Raw genomic sequence first — 19,946 nt, 5'->3', positions numbered from 1 at the left:
TACTTCCAAAGGCTAACGGATTAACCTTGAACAAGCGCCAACCTTAATTTTCAGAAAAAACTTCGGCACGGAAGCCGAATACAAAAAGAAAAAGCCGGATACATACCGGCCCTTTAAATCAAGGAGGATTTATCATGGGTCTCAGAGTCGCTAACAATATCGCCGCAGTAAACGCTCACCGCCAACTTGGCGTCACCGACAGCAAAGTTTCAAAATCACTGGAAAGGCTTTCGTCAGGCTTTCGCATCAACCGCGCCAAAGACGATGCCGCCGGCCTGTCCATGGCCCGCAAGTTCGACGCCCAGGTTCGCTCCCAGGCTGTTGCAGCCAACAATACCACTCAGGCAAACTCCCTGTTGCAGATCGCAGAAGGCGGCGTAGAGCAGATCGACGCCATTCTGGTTCGTTTAAAGGAGCTGTCGACCCAGGCCGCATCCAAGAACAACGAGCAGAACCTGAGCGACCTCAACGCGGAAGCAAATCAAATACTCAAAGAGTTGGATCGGATTGCTTCCACCACTACCTTTCAGGGCTCCTCCCTGCTTACAGGATACGGCACCAAGGGCTTGGTAAGCGCTGACGCCACCAGTGTGGGTAAAATCAGCAACGTGTACGAACTTGACGTGAGTGCTTTCAAGGGTAAGGATGAAGAAACTATCGGCTTCACCTCCGCCGGCGCCTCGGTTATCACCATGGTGTACACCGGCAACGGCACGGTGGAAACCCAGACCCTGACCGTGGGATCCGGCGGGGACACCTACGACTTCAATACCTTTGGCGTATCCTTCAAGACCACCACGGCTGCCGATTCCGCCGTCCTGGCCACCAGTGCGGTGGAATGTGGCGGAGTCATGACCATGTCCGTGGCCGACGCCACCTTCCAGGTGGGCGAGAAAAACACCGGGGACTACCGCATCAGTTTTCAGTTGGAGTCCATGGATTCCACGGGCCTGTCCGTGGGCGCCGTGGACCTGTCCTCCCTGGCTGATGCCCAGTCTTCCATGGATATGATCGATAATGCCATGACCGCCCTGAACGCTTCCCGGGCCAACATTGGCGCCATCCAGAACAGGCTGGACTACACCTACGCCAACCTGAACATCGCCATCGAGAACAACACCGCAGCAATGTCCGTCATCCAGGATGTGGATATGGCCATGGAAATGACCACCTTCACCAAAAACCAGATCCTGATGCAGTCCGGCACCGCCATGCTCGCCCAGGCGAACTCGGCCCCCCAGAACATACTCAGCCTCATCGGCTAGGATTAAAGTCACTTAATGGGACCCGGATCTCCGGGTCCCAAAAAACAATAACTACATTTCCTTTTACTCTCACTTTCACCTCAGGGCCCGGAGTGCGTCCGGGCCCACCCAACAAGTGAAGAGTAAAATAACAGGACAGGATTCGATAATAATCAAGCTAGTCAATTCGGTAAAAATAGGCAAAAAAAACAAAGGTTAAAGCAAGAAATGCCTTAAGTAAAAAAAATAGAATGACGATAATAATAATGAGGAAAAACTAGAAGTTTCGGAAAGGAGGTGTGTCGAAGCAGCATGAACTGGATCAGGTATTTGCAAATCTATGGACTTCTGGCAAGGAAGTCAGAAAAGGCCAACGGTTTGAGGAATCCGGCGGCCATTTTCAAGGAGGAATTTTAATATGGGTCTCAGAGTCGCAAACAACATTTCGGCAATAGGTGCGCATAGGCAGCTTGGAATCACCGATTCCAAGGTTTCCAAATCCCTGGAGAGGTTGTCATCCGGTTTACGGATCAACCGCGCCAAGGACGACGCAGCGGGCCTCTCCATGTCCCGCAAGTTTGCTGCGCAGGTAAAATCACAGGCGGTCGCCGCCAACAACACCACCCAGGCCAACTCCCTGCTGCAGATCGCGGAAGGCGGCGTGGAGCAGATCGATTCCATTCTGGTGCGTTTGAAGGAATTGGCCACCCAGGCCTCCTCCAAGAACAACGAACAGAACCTGAGCGACCTCAACGCGGAAGCAGATCAATTGCTTAAAGAAATGGATCGGATCGCCACAACCACCACCTTTCAGGGCTCCTCCCTGCTCACGGGATACGGCACCAAGGGCTTGGTAAGCGCTGACGCCACCAGTGTGGGTAAAATCAGCAACGTGTACGAACTTGACGTGAGTGCTTTCAAGGGTAAGGATGAAGAAACTATCGGCTTCACCTCCGCAGGCGCCTCGGTCATCACCATGGTGTACACCGGCAACGGCACGGTGGAAACCCAGACCCTGACCGTGGGATCCGGCGGGGACACCTACGACTTCAACACCTTTGGCGTGTCCTTTAAGACCACCACGGCTGCCGATTCCGCCGTCCTGGCCACCAGTGCGGTGGAATGTGGCGAAGTCATGACCATGTCCGTGGCCGACGCCACGTTCCAGGTGGGCGAGAAAAACACCGGGGACTACCGCATCAGTTTTCAGTTGGATTCCATGGATTCCACGGGCCTGTCCGTTGGCGCCGTGGACCTGTCCTCCCTGGCTGATGCCCAGTCTTCCATGGACCTGATCGATAACGCCATGACCGCCCTCAACTCTTCCCGGGCGGACATCGGCGCCATCCAGAACAGGCTGGACTACACCTACGCCAACCTGAACATCGCCATCGAGAACAACACTGCTGCAATGTCCGTCATCCAGGATGTGGACATGGCCGCGGAAATGACCTCGTTCACCAAAAATCAGATCCTGATGCAGTCCGGTACTGCCATGCTCGCCCAGGCGAACTCGGCGCCCCAGACAGTGCTTCAGCTCATCGGATAAGCTGATCCAGAGCTTCGACAAACCAGCCCGCCCCCGTAAATCCTCAGGGGGCGGGCTTTTTTCGTTGCGGCCCGCTTTTTGCAAAACCCTTAAAAAGCCTTAAGAAATCGGAAAGATTTTCCGATAGAATATATAGGTTTACACCTTTAATTCGGGGACGCCGGGAATTTTTTTCCCTCCCCCGGATTTTGAATTAGAAATAACCCGGATTCTCAACGGAGGAGGGTCGGATAATGTCCAGCACAACTTCAGTCTCAGGCCTTGCCAGCGGTTTTGATTGGCGCACCATGGTCGACTCGCTCATGGAAGTGGAGCACGGCACGGTTGACCTTATGTCGAACAAACAGTCGGAAGTGGAGGATGAACTCAGCGAATGGCGCTCCCTCAACACCCGGCTTCTGGCCTTGAAAACCGCCGCCGAAAACCTTACGGAGGCGGATGACTTTTACGACTACTCCTCCACCATGTCCACGGATTCCAGTACGGTGGACGCTGAAGACCTGGTCTCCGTTTCCACGTCGTCCACGGCTCTGTCCGGCACATACAACATCCAGGTGGAGAAGCTCGCCACCGCGCAGAAGCTGTCCTCCACGTCCTTCACGGACTCCAGCACCGCTTTGGGCTCGGCCTACGAAGGGGAAATCCTGCTGAACGGCAAGGTGGTCGGCATCACGGCTTCCGACACCCTCAAGGACGTGCGCGACAAAATCAACAACGCCAATTCCGGGTCCGATCCTTCGGGGATCACCGCCAGCATCGTCAGCTACGGAACCAATGACACCCGTCTGGTCATCACCAGCGAGGCCACCGGCGAAGACGGCATGGGCATCGCCAATGGATCCGCTGCGGATCTTATTGAAAAATTCGGGTTCGTGGATTCCGTCTCCAGCGTTAAAACCTCCATTACCGGAGGCGCCCAGTCGGACCAGTTCGACAGTTCCACCCAGGCGATCAAAAGCGTTTTCGGGCTTTCGGCCAATCAGTCCGGCAGCGTGACCATAGGCGGGACCGCCGTGGCCATCGACCTGTCCACCGACTCCCTGGAAACCATCAAGAACAAGATCAACAGCGCGGGCATCGCCGGGGTCTCCGCCTCCATCGTCAGCCAGACGGACGACGACGGAAACAATCAGTACCGGTTGCAGATCGACGGGACCCAGGATTTTACCGATGATCAGAACATCCTGGAAACAATAGGCGTACTGGAAAAAGGCGTGTCCAGCGTGACCGGAACCACCAGCGCCAACGCCATGACCTCCGAGGGATCAGTGATAACCGCATCCACCCTATTGAGCGAGATCGACGGGTACAACACCTTTACGGCCGGGGACTCCATAGACATCACCGGCACGGACCATTCCGGCGGCGCGGTAAACACCAGTTTCACCATCACGGCCTCCTCCACGGTTCAGGATTTTCTGGACGCCGTGGAATCCGCTTTCGGAGACGTGAACGCCTACATCACCTCGGACGGCAATATTGAAGTGGCGGATCAAATTTCCGGCGCCAGCAGCCTGAGCGTCAGCCTGTCCAGCAATTTGGCGGACGGAAACTCCTCCCTGGATTTCGGCGCCTTTTCCGCTTTGGATACCGTCCGCGAGCGGCAGCTTGTGGCCGGATCGGACGCCGAAGTCAGCATCGACGGCGTGACCGTGACCAGTTCGGACAACGTCATTGACGACGTGCTGGCCGGCGTCACCATTGACCTGAAAAAGGCGGATGCGGAGACCACCATTTCCCTGACCATCGGGCATGATTACGACTCCATCGTTTCCAAGATCGAGGGCTTGGTGAACGCCTACAACGACGTGGCCGCCTTTATTTCCGACCAGCAGAGTTACGACGAGGAGAACGACACCACCGGCGGACCTCTTTTTGGGGACGGCACGCTTTCCTCCATCAAGCGGAACCTGACTTCCGTTTTGGTGGAGTCGGTCTGGGGCGTCAACAGCGAGTTTTCCACCCTGGGCCTGGCGGGCGTCAGCGTGGACACCGAAGGCCAACTGAGCATCGACGAAGGAGTGCTCCGGGGATATCTGGAGACGAATTTCAATGAAATCCGGGATCTTTTCGTCGCCCGGGGAACCACGGACACAGGCGCCCTGACTTATGTGACCTCCGACCGAAACGCCAATTCCGGGGATTACGCCGTATTCATCACCCAGGCCGCCGCCCAAAGCACGGCGACCAGCGAGAACTCCTACGCCGGAACCTTGGGCGCCGGCGAAACCATTACGGTGACGGATGGAGACAAGGTTTCCACCGTTGATCTGACGTCCGGCATGACCTTGTCCGACGCGGTCAACGCCTTGAACACGGATTTCGACACGGAATACACTCAGACCCTGGCTTCGGAAAACGCCGTTTTATCGGGCGCCTCTCCTGCGTCCTCCTCCGTGACCTGGGATTCCATAGACGGGGCCTCCCTGGTGGACGGGGACATCATCAATTTTTCCGGAACCACCCGGGGCGGAACCACTGTCCAGGGGTCCTACACCATCAGCGACGTCACCACGGACACCCTCCAGGATTTTCTGGCGGAAATCGAATCCGTGTTCGGGGACGAAGTCAACGCAGGCATGGACAGCGAAGGCCGCATAGTCGTCACGGACCGGACCTCCGGCAACAGCAGCCTGTCCCTGAGCATCGAGGAGCCCACGGGAAGGGGCCTGGATTTCGGCACGGTGGAGTCCACCAACGACGGCGGAACCACCGGCCGCTACGCCCTGGAAGTCACGGCGTCGGTTTCCGCTTCCAACGAGTTGGTCATCACCCATGACTACTACGGCAGCGGCAATACCTTTGAAATCAGCGAGACCGCAAACCTGTTCTGGACCGGCGATCAGACCGTGGATAACGGCCAGGACGTGGCCGGAACCATTAATGGGGAGTCGGCCACCGGCAAAGGCCAGGTGCTTACCGGCGATGACGACGAACCCAATGTGGACGGCCTGGTGATCAAATACACGGGAACGGACAGCGGCGTGGAGGTCGGCAACATCAAACTCACTCTGGGCATTGCTGAACTGTTCAATAGAACCTTGTTTTCAATCACCGACGATGTGGACGGCTACTTGACCGCCAAAACCGAGTCGTTGGAAGACAGAATAGACAGCTACGACGAGAGAATCGAAAAAATGGAAACGCGTTTGACCGCCAGGATGCAGACCATGATCAACCGGTTCATCGCCATGGAGTTGGCGCTTTCTGAAATACAGAACCAGGGCGACTGGCTGACCTCGCAATTAAGCTCTTTGTCTCGTTAAAAAGAACAGGCCGCCCGGTTGGGCTGAATGCTAAAGAAATGCAGGCGTGGAGCCGATAAGGTATACAGATGGCAATCATATAGGGCCAAGCCCAACAATGTGGAAAGAAGGAGTGACCGATGTACGGGAATAACATAGGCGCATACAAAAAGACCAATGTAGAAACCGCCGATCCTAAAAAGCTTGTAATCATGTGCTACGACGGCGCTATTTTCAATCTGAAAATGGCCAAGGAACGCTACCTGGAGCACAACTACGAAGCCAAATCAGCGGCCCTTTCCAAAGCCATGTTGATCATCGGGGAGTTGAACAGCGCCCTGGACATGGAAAAGGGCGGAGATATCGCCAAGAACCTGAAGGCTATCTACGACTACGTTGTCAGGCGTCTCACCGAGGGGGACATCCACAGGGATTTGACTGCTTTTGACGAAGCCATCACCATCCTGGAAGAACTGGGCTCCGCCTGGAAGGAAATCTTCTACGGCGAGTCCCGGGCCGGAGCTTTGCCGGAGCATACTCCCGCCTGGCAGAGAAAGCCGGCGTCCCTGGTTTGCGCATAAACAACTCCTTCACGCATAGAAAGCGAGGGGACCATGATGCATACGCCAAATAATTCCCGATGCGGTAAAGACCTCGCGGCGCCTTCGTCTCCGGATGAGTTCTGCAATCTGACGGAGCAAAAAGCCGGGCTTTTGGGGAAATACTCCGAGGCCACCCACGAAATCAACAGTGCGCTGGACGAGGAGGACTTCTCCAAAGTTCCCGTGGGCATAAAAAAACGCCGGGAAGTGATAAAACGAGTCAACATCCTGGATAAAAAAATTGAACAGGCCATGTTTGTTCTTCGCATGGACTGCCTGTCCGAAAAGGATCAGGAAAGAGTAGAAGAATCCATCAAGCATATTGAAGAGATCGTCTCGCTGCTAATAGCGGACGAACAAAAATGCCTGTCCCGGGTAAGGGCGAGGTACGACGCGGCCAAGTCCGGGATCCTGGACATGCAGGAAAAACGTAAAATGTCCAGGGGATACAGGTTTAATAACGGACCGCGGGCTGCACGATTTGTGGACTCGCAAGTGGGATGAGGTTTTGTATGGCTCGTCTCTTCGCCTGTCGGTCGGGAAGGAGGATTATATCATGATTCTGGAAGCGGTTACTCCAAGGAAGGAAGTCTTGCAGGCCGAACGCGGGCTGCAAGCCGGAACCGCTCCCCCTCCTGTGAGGGAAGTCTCCAGGAAGCAGGAAGAACCGGTTCCTGTCAGGGAAGCGCCGCCGGAAATGGCTCAAAACGATACTGAAGAGCCTAATAAGGATTTGCTTAAAGATATGCTGGAGGTTTTAAAGGCGCACACCGCCGAAAATGCTTCCATGTCGAATATCGGGTTTGAGTACGGGGTTCACGAAGGAACCGGCCGTATGACCGTCACCGTCGTCGATAAGGACACGGACGAGGTTATCCGGGAGATTCCGTCTGAGCGCATTTTGGACCTGATGTCCAAGATGGAAGAGTTGGTGGGAATCTTGTTTGACGCCAAAGCCTGAAAAATCAGGCTCATTCCCAATTGCATACTGGTTTTCCGAACTTTTCAGGGGCCGGTTGTGGATCCGGCTTTCAGTTTGCGAAAAAGTAGTGCTGGAATAAGGACGGTTTTTTGTGTACAAAGGACACGATAGCATTTTAACGAACCGATCCTTGGACTTAGGGAGGCCTTGCAAGATGATCACGGATTTTGGGGACCAGAGCATTCGATGCGTCATTGTTGATGACGACCGGGCTGTTGGAGCTCTTTTGGCGGAACTGGTGGGGCGGGATAATGTGGAGGTGGAAACCTTCACGGACAGCCGCAAAGCCGTGGAAGCCATTGGGGACAGACCGGCCGATATTGTCATCACAGACCTCATGATGCCTGACGTGGACGGTTTGGAGGTGTTGAGCCGCGCCAAGGAGTCCAACCCCGACGTCGTGGTTATTATTGTGACCGGACACGGCACCCTGGAGAGCGCCATTGAGGCGATCAAGGAAGGGGCTTACAACTATATCCGGAAACCTTTCAAGCTCCAGGAGATGGAGATCTGTTTCAACAACGCGGCTGATAAAATCAGTCTGGTTCGCGAAAACAAGCACTTAATGTGGAAGCTGAAGGAGGCGTACCGGGAACTGGTCAAACAGGATGAATCCCAGGAATCTCCCGGCATTAAGGAATCTTCCGAAATCGTTGAAAACTCGGGAAGCATTAACTTTTTCGCCACCCATTTGCCCGGACTCCACCTTATGGAGTCCGCCAGGGACCAGGCCAATCAATACGAACGCCTGGAAAACCTCACCCGGTGGCGCAAGGAAGGCCTTCTGAGTGAAAAGGAATTCGTCGCCCTGAAAAGCGAAATCCTTAAAGGCATTGATGAGCATGCATGACTACTTGAAAATCCTCGCCGTGGACGACGATCCCGGCGTTCTGAACGTTTTCAAGACGTATTTTGAACACAGCGACCAATACAGCATAGTCACCGCTTCCGATGGGCCTTCGGCCCTGGATGTCTTCTCCAAGGAACAACCCGATTTTCTATTCACCGACCTGGCCATGCCCGGCATGGACGGCATCGCCCTTTCCAAACGCATCCTGGAGATGGATAACACCATCCCCATCGTGGTCATGACGGCTTATCCCTCCATGGAAAGCACCATCATGGCCCTGCAAACCGGGGTTTCCGACTTCATCGTCAAGCCTTTTAAAATCCGCGACGTGGATTTTATCATCGAAAAGGTCATGGCTCAAAAAGAGATTATGGTGGAAAACCTTCTCTTGAAAAGCCAGCACGCCCGGAAAAAAGAGCTGGAAAAAATCAATATGGAACTGGCCGCCACCGTGGAGGAGATGGAGAAGTTAAACTTCATCCTCCGCAAGGTTGACTGGAAGAAAAACAGCGGAGAGCTTTTCGACCAGTTGACCAACATTTCCTGCGAAATCAGCGGCGGACACCTTTGCTACTTTCAATTGCTGGACGACTCCACGGGAAGCCTGTACCCCCTGGCCCACCACGCTGTGACGGAGGAGTTGGACAATGAGGACGTCCCGGACTTTCTGGACGCTTTGGCTAAGCAATCCCTGGACAAGGCCGGGCCGGCGATCTGGGGGAAAGACCCGGCCAGCGGCTTGATCACGCCTTTGCATGCAGCGGTTGCCATTCCTTTCAACATCAAGGACAAACCTCTCGGCGCCATAACCGTATGCAAGACCGGGCCGGGGAACGGATTTTCCGAACAGGACCTGCATTACCTGTCCTTTCTGGGCAAGCGGGCGGCTCTGGTCGTGGAAAACACTGCCTTGTACGAAAACCTATGCCAGAATTTGTTTTCCACCCTGTACGCCTTCGTGGAAGCCATCGAAGCCCGCGATCCCTACACCAAGCAGCATTCGGCACGCGTGGCCGATATATCCTGCATCATAGGCGAACACCTGGGATGCTCAGCAAGGGAATTGGACCTCCTGGATTTTTCCGGCAAGCTCCACGACATCGGAAAAATAGGCGTGCGGGACAAGATACTGCTCAAAGAAGCCCAACTGGACGAGGAAGAATTCCGCATCATCAAAACCCATCCTGAAATCGGCGCCAATATCGTCGGACACATGGGCCTGTTAAAAGAGGAAACCCAGGTCATTCTCCACCACCACGAAAGGTGGGACGGCGAGGGCTATCCCAACAAGGTCGGGGGAGAGGACATCCCGTTTTTATCCCGCATAATGACAGTCGCCGATGCTTTTGACGCCTTGACTTCCGACAGGGCCTACCGGAAAAAGGTGGATGACGCCGCCGCCTGTGAAATCGTCAAAAAAAATGCAGGCGCCCAATTCGACCCGGTCGTCGCTGAAGCCTTTCTGGACCTGGCGGCCCAGGGCAAGGTCACAAGCTCCTTGTAGTCACTCCATAATATCCCCCATCAACCGCATGGCCGGCGCTCCATTTTGTAATGGGCTGCCTTTCCGTACGCCTACCGGAAAAAGGTGTTGCATGCTTCCATACTTTTCAAATTTTATTACGGATTTGGGCTTTCCCCCAGTCCCTGTGTTGGGCAGGGCCTTTGACATTCGAATGGAAATGCGGCAAGGTTGGAGAAGGGTCGGCCTGGCAGGTCCGCCCCTTACACAACTTTAATCGCCCGTTAATCCGGTTGCGTTCTTGGTTTTTTTTATATAACCATCTGATTTTATGATAGTTATTAAATATAAAAAGTGCGTTGAAGGAAGCGTTGCAGGATGGCCCCAAAAACATATGTGGTTATTGCCGCTGTTGGGCGTCAAAAAAGAAGGATCAAACAATGTATCAATGGATATTTCTAACCATAGCTATTGTCAGTGAGGTAATCGCTACATCGGCGCTCAAATCGTCTGAGGGATTCTCGCGGTTGTGGCCGTCGGTTATCGTTACTATAGGTTATATGTCGGCTTTTTACTTTTTATCGCTTACGCTTAAAACCATTCCTATTGGCATAGCTTATGCCGTTTGGGCAGGCAGCGGGGTTGCGCTTATTGCGCTTATCGCCTGGATTTTTTTTGGTCAGGCGTTAGATCTTCCTGCAATAATAGGTCTTTCATTGATAGTAGCGGGAGTCGTCGTCCTTAATTTGTTTTCCAAATCCGTTTCTCATTAACAATTCGGACGTCTCCAAAACTTTGGAACGAGTCCGCAAAAACAGGAACCACGGAAAACATAAACCTCCTGCAATATCGTCAAAAATAATACAGGCGTTCCCTTCGGCCTGGTCTTCTCCGCAGCCATTGTTAATCCGGCGGCTCAGGGCAAGGCGGCGAAGGCCTTGGAACTGCTTTTTTTGCTAAGTTAAATTTGCCATTAAAACAGATAGTTGTTTATGAGATTCCTTTCTCGGAGCTCTCATGTTTTTCACTGCTTCCGCACTCCAATCCCATTCTTTTTTATGCGTTCATTAATGGCACGCTTGTTGCTTCCATGGTTATGACACTGCAATAATCAGGAGAAGGATTGCCATGAACAATATCGAAGCATCCGAAAAAAGAGACTATGTGCGCGTTCCTTTTAAAGGAAACGTGACGTTTCGCATCTTAACCGAAGACGAGTTTCAGGCCCAGTACCAGGAAAAGGAAAACTGGAGCGAAAACACGAATCGAGGCCTGATTTCGGAAAACTTTGATGATGCCAAAAAGGCCGGGGAATCCGCCGTAGATCCCAATCTGGTCCGGTTCCTGCTCCATCTGGAGGACAAGCTGGATCGCATTTTGGGCCTTTTGGGAGACAAATCCCGCAACGGCATGGAGGTGGGATCCGGCATTGACATCAGCTCTTCGGGCCTCAAGTTTCGCACCAGCCGCCCCTTGGAGGAAGGGCAGCATCTTGAAATGCGCTTTGTAGTGAGCCGCTATCCCATTGTTTGCCTGGACATTCTCGGCACGGTGACCCGGGTGATTCCCGTATACGACCAGGGGTCGAAGCAGTACGAGGTGGCCACCAACCTGTATGAGTTCGACGGCCAGACAACGGAGGAAATCATGGCTTACGCCTTCCGGGTTCAGAGGGAGGCCTTGCGGTCTAAAAGGAAGCAGTAATCATCGGGGTGATGATTTGAATATTACCGTGGATATCTCCGATCTCAAGGTGAGCAACAACCCGGATGTCACCCTGGTGACGTACTCTTTGGGCTCTTGCATTGGTTTGGCGGTTTGGGACCCTGAGGTCCGGGTGGGGGGCATGCTGCATTATATGCTTCCCGACTCCAGCATCTCCCAGGAAAAGGCCAAGGCCAATCCGGCCATGTTTGCTGACACGGGCATCCCGGCCTTATTCAAGGCCTGCTACAAACTGGGCGCCCAAAAGCAGCGCATGATCGTCAAGGTAGCCGGAGGCGCCCAGCTCATGGACGAATCCGGTTTTTTTAATATCGGTAAACGCAATTACGCCGCGCTGCGCAAGATGTTTTGGCGCAACAAGGTCATGGTCGCGGCGGAGGACATAGGCGGCATGGTCAACCGCACCATTCGCCTTAATATCGGGACCGGGGAGCTGATCATGAAAGTCTCCGGCAAAGGGGAGGGGCTGCTATAATGGACATAGAATCCATACTCAAAGATTTGGAGCAATTGCCTCCGTTTCCAACAGTGGTCGCCCAGGCCTTGACCCTTTTGGACTCGCCGGACTCATCAGCCATGGATGTGGTCAAGGTGGTCCAGTACGACCAGGCGATTACGGCCAATGTGCTTAAGGTCTGCAACTCGGCCTATTTCGGCCTTCCCGGCAAGGTGAGCTCCCTTCGGGAGGCGGTCATCAGGCTGGGCAACAAGCAGCTTAAGGAAATCATTCTGACCGGAACCGTGGTCAAATACTACAAAAACGCCATGGAAGGATACGCCCTGTCCAAGCACGATTTGTGGAAGCACGCCATATCCACGGCCATCATTTCCCGGATCATCTCCAAACGATTTCCGGGCGTGGATGAAGGCGCGGTTTTCACCGCAGGCCTGCTGCACGACGTGGGCAAGACCATCCTGGATTCTGTTGTGGATGAGTATTTCAACCAGATGTTCGCCCTGGTGGGGGAGAAAGGCTATTCCTTCACCGAAGCCGAGCAGGAGGTCCTGGGGTTGGATCACGCGGAAATCGGGGCTAGAATGGGGGAGCTGTGGGGCTTTCCCAAGGAAATCGTCCACGCCATCCGTTTTCATCACGCCCCGCCTGAAGGCGATGAGTCCGACCTGGTCACCCAGGTGGTGTATCTGGGCAACGTCATTTGTCTTATGTTGGGCATCGGAGTAGGGCGCCAGGGGCTTCACGTGCGGGGCAGGGACGAAATTCTGGAACAGCACGGCATGGACATCAACGACCTTCAGGTCATCATGGCCGGCTTTTTGGATGAGTACCAGAAGGTGCAGGATATTATCGACCTGGGTTAGCGGGCCTTGCGTGCAAGGCGCTGCGGAAACCCAAGGCAAGTAGGATGCGAGGAGATCTATGGGATTCAGACTAATGATTGTGGATGACTCCTCATCCATGCGCTCCATTGTCAAGCGGACCGTGGAAATGTCCGGGTTTGACGTGGAGCATTTTTTCGAGGCCGACAATGGAAAAACGGCCCTGGAAATCCTGGATAATGAGTGGGTGGATGCGATCCTCAGCGACCTGAACATGCCGGTCATGGACGGAGAAGCCTTTTTAACCGCTTTGCAAGAAAATCCCATGTTTTCCGAAATTCCCGTCATTGTGGTCACTACGGAAGGCCGGGACGAAAAGCTGCAGCAACTCCGGAGCCTGGGGGCCGCCGCTTTTATAAAGAAGCCGTTCAAGCCGGAAGTCATCCGGGACACCCTGGTCCGCGCTCTTGGCCTGGAATCCCTGGACGCGCTTGGCGAAGACGACGGCGATGACATGGATTTTTAACCCTTGGTAACGAGAGATGGCCTGAGAGGCGATAGGCATGAGCGACATACGCGTTTTGGTTGTTGATGATTCCGCTGTGGTTCGAAAGATTTTCACGGAAGCCCTGTCCAAAGAACCGGGGATTGAAGTGGTGGGCACGGCGCCCGACCCCTACGTAGCTCGGGATAAAATCGTCAGCCTCAAGCCGGACGTCATCACCCTGGACGTGGAAATGCCCCGAATGGACGGCATTACCTTTCTTAGAAAAATTATGAAGTACTACCCCCTGCCCGTGATTATCGTCAGTTCTTTGACAACCAAAGGGGGGAAAATGGCTCTGGAAGCCATGGAGATCGGCGCCGTGGAAGTTCTGTCCAAGCCGGGCTCCTCATACTCCGTGGGCGACATGAAACAGCAACTGGCCGACAAAATCCGCGCGGCCGCAAGGGTCAATGTCAGTGCGGCCAGACCTCAGGCCGCCTCTGCTCCGCCCGTTTCAAGACCCTCCACCAGAGCCCTGACCGAAACCACCAATAAAGTCGTGGCCATTGGCGCTTCTACAGGAGGCACCGAGGCCCTGAAAGCCGTCCTCACGCGTTTTCCCGTCACCATGCCCGGGATCGTCGTTGTGCAGCACATGCCCCCCAATTTCACCACCGCCTTTGCAGAGCGGCTGAACGGACTTTGCGAGATAGCCGTTAAAGAGGCCGAGGACGGCGACGCGGTTCTGCCGGGGCGGGCCCTTATTGCGCCGGGGAATTTCCACATGCTCCTCAAACGCAGCGGCGCCCGCTATTACGTCAACGTAAAGACAGGCCCCATGGTGTGCCATCAGCGGCCGGCGGTGGATGTGCTCTTCAATTCCACCGCCCAATACGCCGGCGCCAACGCCGTGGGGGCCATTCTGACCGGCATGGGGGCGGACGGAGCAAAAGGCTTGCTTAAAATGAGGGAGGCGGGCGCCCGGACCATAGGGCAGGACGAGGCCTCTTGCGTGGTTTACGGAATGCCCAAAGAGGCATGGAAGGCCGGCGCCGTGGAAAAGCAGTACCCCTTGGACAGAATAGCCGATGAAATTATGAATCTATTATAAAATCAGCTAGTTTTATTAAGAAAGGAATAGCCGAGGTGGAAGACAGGGACCAAGTTCAAAAGATTCTGGATGAAAGCGCTCTCTGCGTTGTGACAATGGAGCCGGACGATATCCAGGCTTTGGGTAACATCCTCAACAATTTTGACGCAGTGAAGAAAATTGTTGAAGATACGGCCCCCAAGGCGTGGCTGGATCTATGCACAGGTTTGAAAGGGGTCGCCGAAAAAATGGCCCTTTTTGAGGTGGACTCTCCGACCAGGGCTTTGGAAGAACTGGGTAAAGGCCTTTCCCTTTTGCAGGAAACGCAAAGAGCTGTAGAGGAGGATCAAGGCGATATCGAAAGGCTTTGCGCCTTTTTGCGCGAGTGCCCGTACACGGACTCGACCATGGAATGCGTGGCGCCTTGGGCCTCCGGCCCCGAACCGGCAGAGACGGAGGATCAATCCCCTCCCCTGGATTTAAGCCAGGATCGGGAGCTTATCGAGTCGTTCATTCAGGAGTCCATGGAGCACCTTTCCAGCATTGAAATTCATGTTCTGGAACTGGAAAAGGAGCCTGACAACCTTCAGTTGGTGGACGCCATCTTTCGCCCCTTTCATACCATCAAAGGCGTCTCCGGCTTTTTAAATCTCAGGGAAATCAACAAGCTGGCGCATCAGATTGAAACCGTTCTGGATGACGCCCGCAGCAAAAAAATCTCCGTAAGCCCCGGTTTGGTGGATATTGTTCTGGACGGAGTGGATCTGGTCACCCGTTTGATAGACGACGTGGACGACCGTTTGAAAACCGGCCGTTTGGAGCCGGAATACCTTGAGCTTGGGCCTTTTCAGGAGCGCCTGCGCACGATCGCGGAAGGAGCTGATGCGCCTTCGGAGGATGTAGAGGGAGAGCATGTTCCTGAGGGCGACGGGCTCGATGTCGGCGAACTGCTGGTGAAAAAAGGCGTTGTTCAGGCCGAGGATCTGGAAGAGGCCCTGGCCAAACAGGCTGCCGGCGAATCCAAGGGCAAAAAGATCGGTGAAATCCTCATAGAAGGAAAAAAGGCCAAAGCCAGAGACGTGGCTCAGGCGCTGCGCAAGCAAAAAACCGACCGCCAGCCTGCCAAAGCCGCCGGAGGCAACGGCGGCGGCTTCATCAAGGTGGACACCTTGAAGCTGGATAACATGGTGGATATGGTGGGGGAACTGGTCATCAACGAGGCCGTCCTCAAACAACGTCTGGGCATGGCGGCTGGCAAAGACAGGGAACTGGCGGGAGACCTGGCCCAATTGGGGCGCATCACCTCCGAAATTCAACGCATCGCCATGTCCATGCGCATGATTCCCATGAAAAACACCTTCCAGAAAATGATCCGCCTGGTTCGGGATCTTGCGTCCAAGGCGGGAAAAAAGGTCAACCTGGAAATGAGGGGAGAGGACACGGAGATCGACCGCAACGTGGTGGATATGATCTATGACCCCCTGGTCCACATGGTGCGCAACTCTGCGGATCACGGCATTGAAATCCCCGAAGACCGCCTTGCCGCAGGCAAGCCCGAAGCCGGGACCATCATATTGAACGCCTATCACAAGGGCGGCAACATGATCATCGAGGTGACGGACGACGGACGCGGCCTGGACAAAGAGGCCCTGACGGCCAAAGCCATGGAAAAAGGGTTGATTCAGTCAGCCGAAGGCATGAGCGATCAGGATATTTTCGGGCTGATTTTTCACCCCGGCTTTTCCACCGCCAAAAAGGTGACGGACGTTTCAGGCAGGGGCGTGGGCATGGATGTGGTCAAAGGCGTTCTGGACAAGCTTCGTGGAAAAGTGGAGGTCATGTCCCGGAAAGGGCAGGGAACTTCCATTTTGCTTAAGTTGCCGTTGACCCTGGCTGTAATTGATGGCATCATCGTCAAGGCCGGGGAGCAGTCTTACGTTATTCCCACCATCAGCGTTCTGGAGTCCATCAGGCCCAACAGGGAAGACTGCCACACCGTGGTTAACAAAGGGGAAATGATCAAAATCCGCGGAAGTTTGTATCCCCTGATCAGGCTTCACGAGCTGTTTGATTTCCCTCCCAACACCAGAGATCCCTGGGACGCCATTGTGGTCATCGCCGAAAGCGAAGGCAAACAAAAATGCATCCTGGTGGATGAAATCCTCGGCAAACAGGAAGTGGTGATTAAAAGCCTTTCCGCCATGCTGAAAAATGTAGTGGGGCTGGCCGGAGGGGCGATTTTGGCCAATGGCAGAGTCGGGATGATTCTGGACGTTGCGGGCTTGTTCAGCCTGGTGGAAAGCCAGGCGGATTATCTGACGGCCTCGTGACGCCGCTGAGCAATTCCCCCTGCCTGGAGGATGGAACCGCTTGGGGGGAACGATCTTGACGCTTGAACTGACTGACAACGATTTTAAACGCATCAGCACCTTGGTGTACGCCAAAAGCGGCATCAATCTGCACCACGGAAAAAAGGAACTGGTCAAGGCCCGTTTGGGAAGGCGTTTACGGGCGACGGGGTGTCAAAGTTTTGAAGAGTATTTCAACCTTTTGCGCAACGAGCAGGAGGGCGTTGAGCTGGTGAGAATGCTGGATGCGCTCACCACCAACAAGACCAGTTTTTTTCGGGAGAAAAATCATTTCGATTACCTGGAGCAGGTTGTTTTTCCCGAAATTCTGGAACGGAACCGGAAAAAGGTAAAAATTCGCTGCTGGTCCGCAGGCTGTTCCAGCGGGGAGGAGCCATACAGCCTGGCCATTTGCATCAGCGAGTATTTTCGCAGCGCGCCGTACCTGGACGCCAAGATTCTGGCGACGGATCTTTCCACGGCCATCCTGAAGCAGGCCGCCGACGGCGTTTATTCCGAGTCCAAGGTGCAGGGCATTCCCATCACCCTGTTGCGCCGGTATTTCCGTAAGGGCTTCGGCAGGCGGGACGGATATTATCAGGTGAAGGATCGCTTGAGGAATATGGTGACCTTCAAGCGGCACAACCTGATGGAGCAGGCCTCCTTTCTGGAGCCCTTTGATTTGATAATGTGCCGGAACGTTATGATTTATTTTGATAAAGCCACCCAGCACACCCTGGTCAACGGCTTTTACCGGCACTTGAGAAAAGGCGGGCGCCTTTTTGTGGGCCACGCCGAAAGCCTGACGGGCATAGAGCATCCTTTTACCTACGTCCAACCCACCTTGTATCGGAAATGACGCCTCTTTTTGCTCCCGGCGCCTTTTTCGTCCCAGGAAGGATGGACGCCGGGGCGCCGAACGCCCCTCAATTTCAGAATTTGCGACGGCATTTTTCTTTGTCCTGAAACCCGGCTGCATGGCCGGAGCATGCCGCGCTCTGAACGCAACACGGAAAAAAGTGCCGCCGGGAAAATTTGACCCCAATTTTTTTCCCGGTTTCGGCTCATTGAGACGCATACCGGAGGTGCGAGCATGGAACCTGACAAGTTTATCGAGGAAACTCTCAGACAAGTGGTCCTGACCGTTTTTGAACAGATGTACTTCATGTTTCCCCAGGAAGTTGGCATGAAAGATGCTTTGGAATGCAAGGGAGACGAAACCTACATTGCCAATGTGGGCCTGAAAAACGGCGGGCTGGAAGTGACCATAGCCGGATCCGCCGGGTTATGTGAAAAGATAGCAAGCGCAATGTTTGGAGAAGACAGGGAATTGACCCAAAAAGACGTAGAAGACGTGTTCCGGGAGGCCGCCAACATTATTTCGGGCAACCTGATCAACGAGTGCGCCTTTCCGGGCGAAGTCTCTCCGGACATACCCGTGGCCAGGAAGGGAATGGATTTGGAAGACTGCAACAATGCGCATGACTTGAATCTGTTCTTTGAGGTGGAAAACAGCCATTTTTCCATCCATCTAAAAGGCTTCGCCGCTTCCACATTAACCTGTTCGGAAGGAAATTTTACTTCCCCCTCATAGTGAGGAACAGAACTTGCATAACCGATGGCCAAGGGCAAGTCGGGAATGTGGACTTTTTCCAAAGGAGAGAACAAACAATGGATCCGAATTTGAAAGTGCTTGTAGTTGATGACTTTGCCACCATGCGGCGCATTGTAAAAAACATCCTGAAGGATATCGGTTTTACCAATATTTCGGAAGCGGAGGACGGGGCCGTAGCCCTCAAACAGTTGCAGGCCGCTCCGGTTGACTTGATTATTTGCGATTGGAATATGCCGAACATGTCGGGCCTGGATCTGCTGAAAGCCGTCAGGGCCGACGAAAAGTTGAAAGCAACGCCTTTTGTCATGGTCACCGCCGAGGCGCAAAAAACCAGAGTGGTGGAGGCGGTCCAGGCAGGGGTGAGCAACTATATCGTCAAACCCTTTACCGCAGACGCCGTAAAGGAAAAGCTGAAAAAAGTCCTGGGATAAGTCCGGGGCTAGGCCCCTTCCTTCCGGCTCGGCTTGGGCTGCAGGCCGGAGCGGCAGGGGGCGCGAGGAGCCAATCCGGCCGATAGCGCCGGAACCTCCGGGAAGCGACTATCGAAGGAGAAGGACATGGTTGACGTAACAAAAATCGGCGGATACTTCATGCCGGACAAAAAGGAGCGGAACAAGTCCGGAACATCGGACGGCAGCTTCGGGAACATTCTGGATCAAGCCCAGAAGAGTCAGACCTCGCAGGTGACAGAAACGGCTCCCCTGAGGGCGCCTATGCCTGTCCAGGCCGGGCCGGACTATCAGATGATGGCGGCCCAACAGGCGGATAAATTGCTTGGCTTGCTGGAGCAATACGCCTCCGCCCTGGAAAACCCGGAAGCCACGCTCAAGTCCATGGACTCCATGGTGGGCCAAATGGAGTTGGAGGCTGCGACGGCCAAACGCGTTCTAAGCCATGTGGACGCCAACGAAGGCGTGGGCAAGATCGTCAATCAGGCGGCTGTATACGCCAGCGTGGAGGCATTCAAGTTCCGCCGCGGAGATTATGTCTGATCCCAAAGCCGGAGTCCTACTCTGAACATCCGTCATGTTTGATGGGAAACATGCCTTATGGTTTGGGGCGGGGGAGGCTTTCTCCCGCCCAATTGTTTTCAGCCCGTTTCGGTTCGTCCGAAAGCGGGCTTTTTTAATGCATAAAGAGCCAATTGCAAAACCCCATAGTGGGTGTGAATTAATCGGGGTTTGAACTTGAGTTTTCTTGAAAATAATCCACTGAAATAATTGAATAAGTGGAGAGAATATGCTATTCCCTCAATTAGATTCACGGTCTAAGAAACGAGGTGAACATGCATACTCTCTCCAGGATGTGGCATAGCATACAAAACACTCTTTTTCCATGGCTGGAAGAAGAGTTGGACCCATTGACGGAAAAACAGCGCCAATTCGTTTCCGTCATGGAGCTTTTGGATCCCGTGCCCTTTCTTACACAGTTTCAATGGTGCGGCAACGGGCGCAAGCCAGAAGATCGCC

At 54.1% G+C, this 19,946-nt stretch carries 20 protein-coding genes; all 20 read left to right on the top strand.

Features of this window, described 5'->3' with window-relative positions:
- Positions 1–134 precede the first annotated feature (134 nt).
- Entirely contained in the window at positions 135–1,265 is a 1,131-nt protein-coding gene (locus BUE18_RS23870; protein ID WP_073478668.1) for a flagellin N-terminal helical domain-containing protein, read from the top strand.
- 397 nt (positions 1,266–1,662) lie between these two features.
- The gene (locus tag BUE18_RS23865) at positions 1,663–2,793 is read left to right on the top strand and encodes a flagellin N-terminal helical domain-containing protein (protein ID WP_073478667.1); all 1,131 of its coding nucleotides are present in this window, start codon (positions 1,663–1,665) and stop codon (positions 2,791–2,793) included.
- A gap of 233 nt (positions 2,794–3,026) precedes the next feature.
- Entirely contained in the window at positions 3,027–6,059 is a 3,033-nt protein-coding gene (gene fliD, locus BUE18_RS23860; protein WP_073478666.1) for a flagellar filament capping protein FliD, read from the top strand.
- Between the two features lie 119 nt (positions 6,060–6,178).
- On the top strand, positions 6,179–6,619 hold the full coding sequence (fliS, locus tag BUE18_RS23855) for a flagellar export chaperone FliS (protein WP_012609789.1): 441 nt from the start codon (positions 6,179–6,181) through the stop codon (positions 6,617–6,619).
- 33 nt (positions 6,620–6,652) lie between these two features.
- Complete coding sequence (locus BUE18_RS23850) at positions 6,653–7,144, top strand: hypothetical protein (RefSeq protein ID WP_139264892.1); 492 nt, start codon at positions 6,653–6,655, stop codon at positions 7,142–7,144.
- A 52-nt stretch (positions 7,145–7,196) separates the two neighbouring features.
- Entirely contained in the window at positions 7,197–7,601 is a 405-nt protein-coding gene (locus BUE18_RS23845; RefSeq protein ID WP_073478665.1) for a flagellar protein FlaG, read from the top strand.
- Positions 7,602–7,776: 175 nt separating this feature from the next.
- Positions 7,777–8,472, top strand: coding sequence for a response regulator (locus tag BUE18_RS23840; RefSeq protein ID WP_012609792.1), 696 nt, complete (start codon positions 7,777–7,779; stop codon positions 8,470–8,472).
- A complete protein-coding gene (locus tag BUE18_RS23835) occupies positions 8,459–9,976 on the top strand; it encodes an HD domain-containing phosphohydrolase (protein WP_083611263.1) in 1,518 nt (505 codons plus the stop codon). Before BUE18_RS23840 ends, BUE18_RS23835 begins: the two co-directional genes overlap by 14 nt.
- A gap of 398 nt (positions 9,977–10,374) precedes the next feature.
- Positions 10,375–10,707, top strand: a complete 333-nt coding sequence (locus BUE18_RS23830) for an SMR family transporter (RefSeq protein ID WP_073478663.1) — start codon at positions 10,375–10,377, stop codon at positions 10,705–10,707.
- Positions 10,708–11,062: 355 nt separating this feature from the next.
- The gene (locus tag BUE18_RS23825) at positions 11,063–11,638 is read left to right on the top strand and encodes a PilZ domain-containing protein (RefSeq protein WP_073478662.1); all 576 of its coding nucleotides are present in this window, start codon (positions 11,063–11,065) and stop codon (positions 11,636–11,638) included.
- A 16-nt stretch (positions 11,639–11,654) separates the two neighbouring features.
- Complete coding sequence (locus tag BUE18_RS23820) at positions 11,655–12,134, top strand: chemotaxis protein CheD (RefSeq protein ID WP_073478661.1); 480 nt, start codon at positions 11,655–11,657, stop codon at positions 12,132–12,134.
- On the top strand, positions 12,134–12,979 hold the full coding sequence (locus BUE18_RS23815; protein ID WP_073478660.1) for an HDOD domain-containing protein: 846 nt from the start codon (positions 12,134–12,136) through the stop codon (positions 12,977–12,979). The genes BUE18_RS23820 and BUE18_RS23815 overlap by 1 nt, the downstream gene beginning before the upstream one ends.
- Before the next feature lie 58 nt (positions 12,980–13,037).
- The gene (locus tag BUE18_RS23810; protein ID WP_073478659.1) at positions 13,038–13,463 is read left to right on the top strand and encodes a response regulator; all 426 of its coding nucleotides are present in this window, start codon (positions 13,038–13,040) and stop codon (positions 13,461–13,463) included.
- Positions 13,464–13,500: 37 nt separating this feature from the next.
- Positions 13,501–14,535 (top strand): protein-glutamate methylesterase/protein-glutamine glutaminase, encoded by a 1,035-nt coding sequence (locus BUE18_RS23805; protein ID WP_073478658.1) that lies wholly within the window; start codon positions 13,501–13,503, stop codon positions 14,533–14,535.
- 35 nt (positions 14,536–14,570) lie between these two features.
- Entirely contained in the window at positions 14,571–16,844 is a 2,274-nt protein-coding gene (locus tag BUE18_RS23800) for a chemotaxis protein CheA (protein ID WP_083611262.1), read from the top strand.
- Between the two features lie 55 nt (positions 16,845–16,899).
- Positions 16,900–17,721: a CheR family methyltransferase gene (locus tag BUE18_RS23795; protein ID WP_139264890.1), complete on the top strand. Its 822-nt coding sequence runs from the start codon at positions 16,900–16,902 to the stop codon at positions 17,719–17,721.
- 234 nt (positions 17,722–17,955) lie between these two features.
- Positions 17,956–18,456: a chemotaxis protein CheX gene (locus BUE18_RS23790; RefSeq protein ID WP_073478655.1), complete on the top strand. Its 501-nt coding sequence runs from the start codon at positions 17,956–17,958 to the stop codon at positions 18,454–18,456.
- Between the two features lie 77 nt (positions 18,457–18,533).
- A complete protein-coding gene (locus tag BUE18_RS23785) occupies positions 18,534–18,908 on the top strand; it encodes a chemotaxis response regulator CheY (protein WP_012609803.1) in 375 nt (124 codons plus the stop codon).
- Positions 18,909–19,034: 126 nt separating this feature from the next.
- Positions 19,035–19,469 (top strand): hypothetical protein, encoded by a 435-nt coding sequence (locus BUE18_RS23780; protein ID WP_073478654.1) that lies wholly within the window; start codon positions 19,035–19,037, stop codon positions 19,467–19,469.
- Between the two features lie 293 nt (positions 19,470–19,762).
- Positions 19,763–19,946: hypothetical protein (locus BUE18_RS28360; RefSeq protein ID WP_211482838.1), on the top strand; the 184-nt coding region annotated here is incomplete at its 3' end.

It is taken from the genome of Desulfatibacillum alkenivorans DSM 16219 (assembly GCF_900142135.1).
Classification (GTDB): domain Bacteria; phylum Desulfobacterota; class Desulfobacteria; order Desulfobacterales; family Desulfatibacillaceae; genus Desulfatibacillum; species Desulfatibacillum alkenivorans.
The sequence above is the reverse complement of the archived record's forward strand: the minus strand, read 5'-3'. Positions and strand labels throughout refer to the sequence as shown.

Bases quoted from the DNA above. Each gene is read 5' to 3' on its own strand.
- BUE18_RS23870 (WP_073478668.1), top strand. From the start codon at position 135: ATGGGTCTCAGAGTCGCTAACAATATCGCCGCAGTAAACGCTCACCGC.
- BUE18_RS23865 (WP_073478667.1), top strand. From the start codon at position 1,663: ATGGGTCTCAGAGTCGCAAACAACATTTCGGCAATAGGTGCGCATAGG.
- fliD (WP_073478666.1), top strand. From the start codon at position 3,027: ATGTCCAGCACAACTTCAGTCTCAGGCCTTGCCAGCGGTTTTGATTGG.
- fliS (WP_012609789.1), top strand. From the start codon at position 6,179: ATGTACGGGAATAACATAGGCGCATACAAAAAGACCAATGTAGAAACC.
- BUE18_RS23850 (WP_139264892.1), top strand. From the start codon at position 6,653: ATGATGCATACGCCAAATAATTCCCGATGCGGTAAAGACCTCGCGGCG.
- BUE18_RS23845 (WP_073478665.1), top strand. From the start codon at position 7,197: ATGATTCTGGAAGCGGTTACTCCAAGGAAGGAAGTCTTGCAGGCCGAA.
- BUE18_RS23840 (WP_012609792.1), top strand. From the start codon at position 7,777: ATGATCACGGATTTTGGGGACCAGAGCATTCGATGCGTCATTGTTGAT.
- BUE18_RS23835 (WP_083611263.1), top strand. From the start codon at position 8,459: ATGAGCATGCATGACTACTTGAAAATCCTCGCCGTGGACGACGATCCC.
- BUE18_RS23830 (WP_073478663.1), top strand. From the start codon at position 10,375: ATGTATCAATGGATATTTCTAACCATAGCTATTGTCAGTGAGGTAATC.
- BUE18_RS23825 (WP_073478662.1), top strand. From the start codon at position 11,063: ATGAACAATATCGAAGCATCCGAAAAAAGAGACTATGTGCGCGTTCCT.
- BUE18_RS23815 (WP_073478660.1), top strand. From the start codon at position 12,134: ATGGACATAGAATCCATACTCAAAGATTTGGAGCAATTGCCTCCGTTT.
- BUE18_RS23810 (WP_073478659.1), top strand. From the start codon at position 13,038: ATGGGATTCAGACTAATGATTGTGGATGACTCCTCATCCATGCGCTCC.
- BUE18_RS23805 (WP_073478658.1), top strand. From the start codon at position 13,501: ATGAGCGACATACGCGTTTTGGTTGTTGATGATTCCGCTGTGGTTCGA.
- BUE18_RS23790 (WP_073478655.1), top strand. From the start codon at position 17,956: ATGGAACCTGACAAGTTTATCGAGGAAACTCTCAGACAAGTGGTCCTG.
- BUE18_RS23785 (WP_012609803.1), top strand. From the start codon at position 18,534: ATGGATCCGAATTTGAAAGTGCTTGTAGTTGATGACTTTGCCACCATG.
- BUE18_RS23780 (WP_073478654.1), top strand. From the start codon at position 19,035: ATGGTTGACGTAACAAAAATCGGCGGATACTTCATGCCGGACAAAAAG.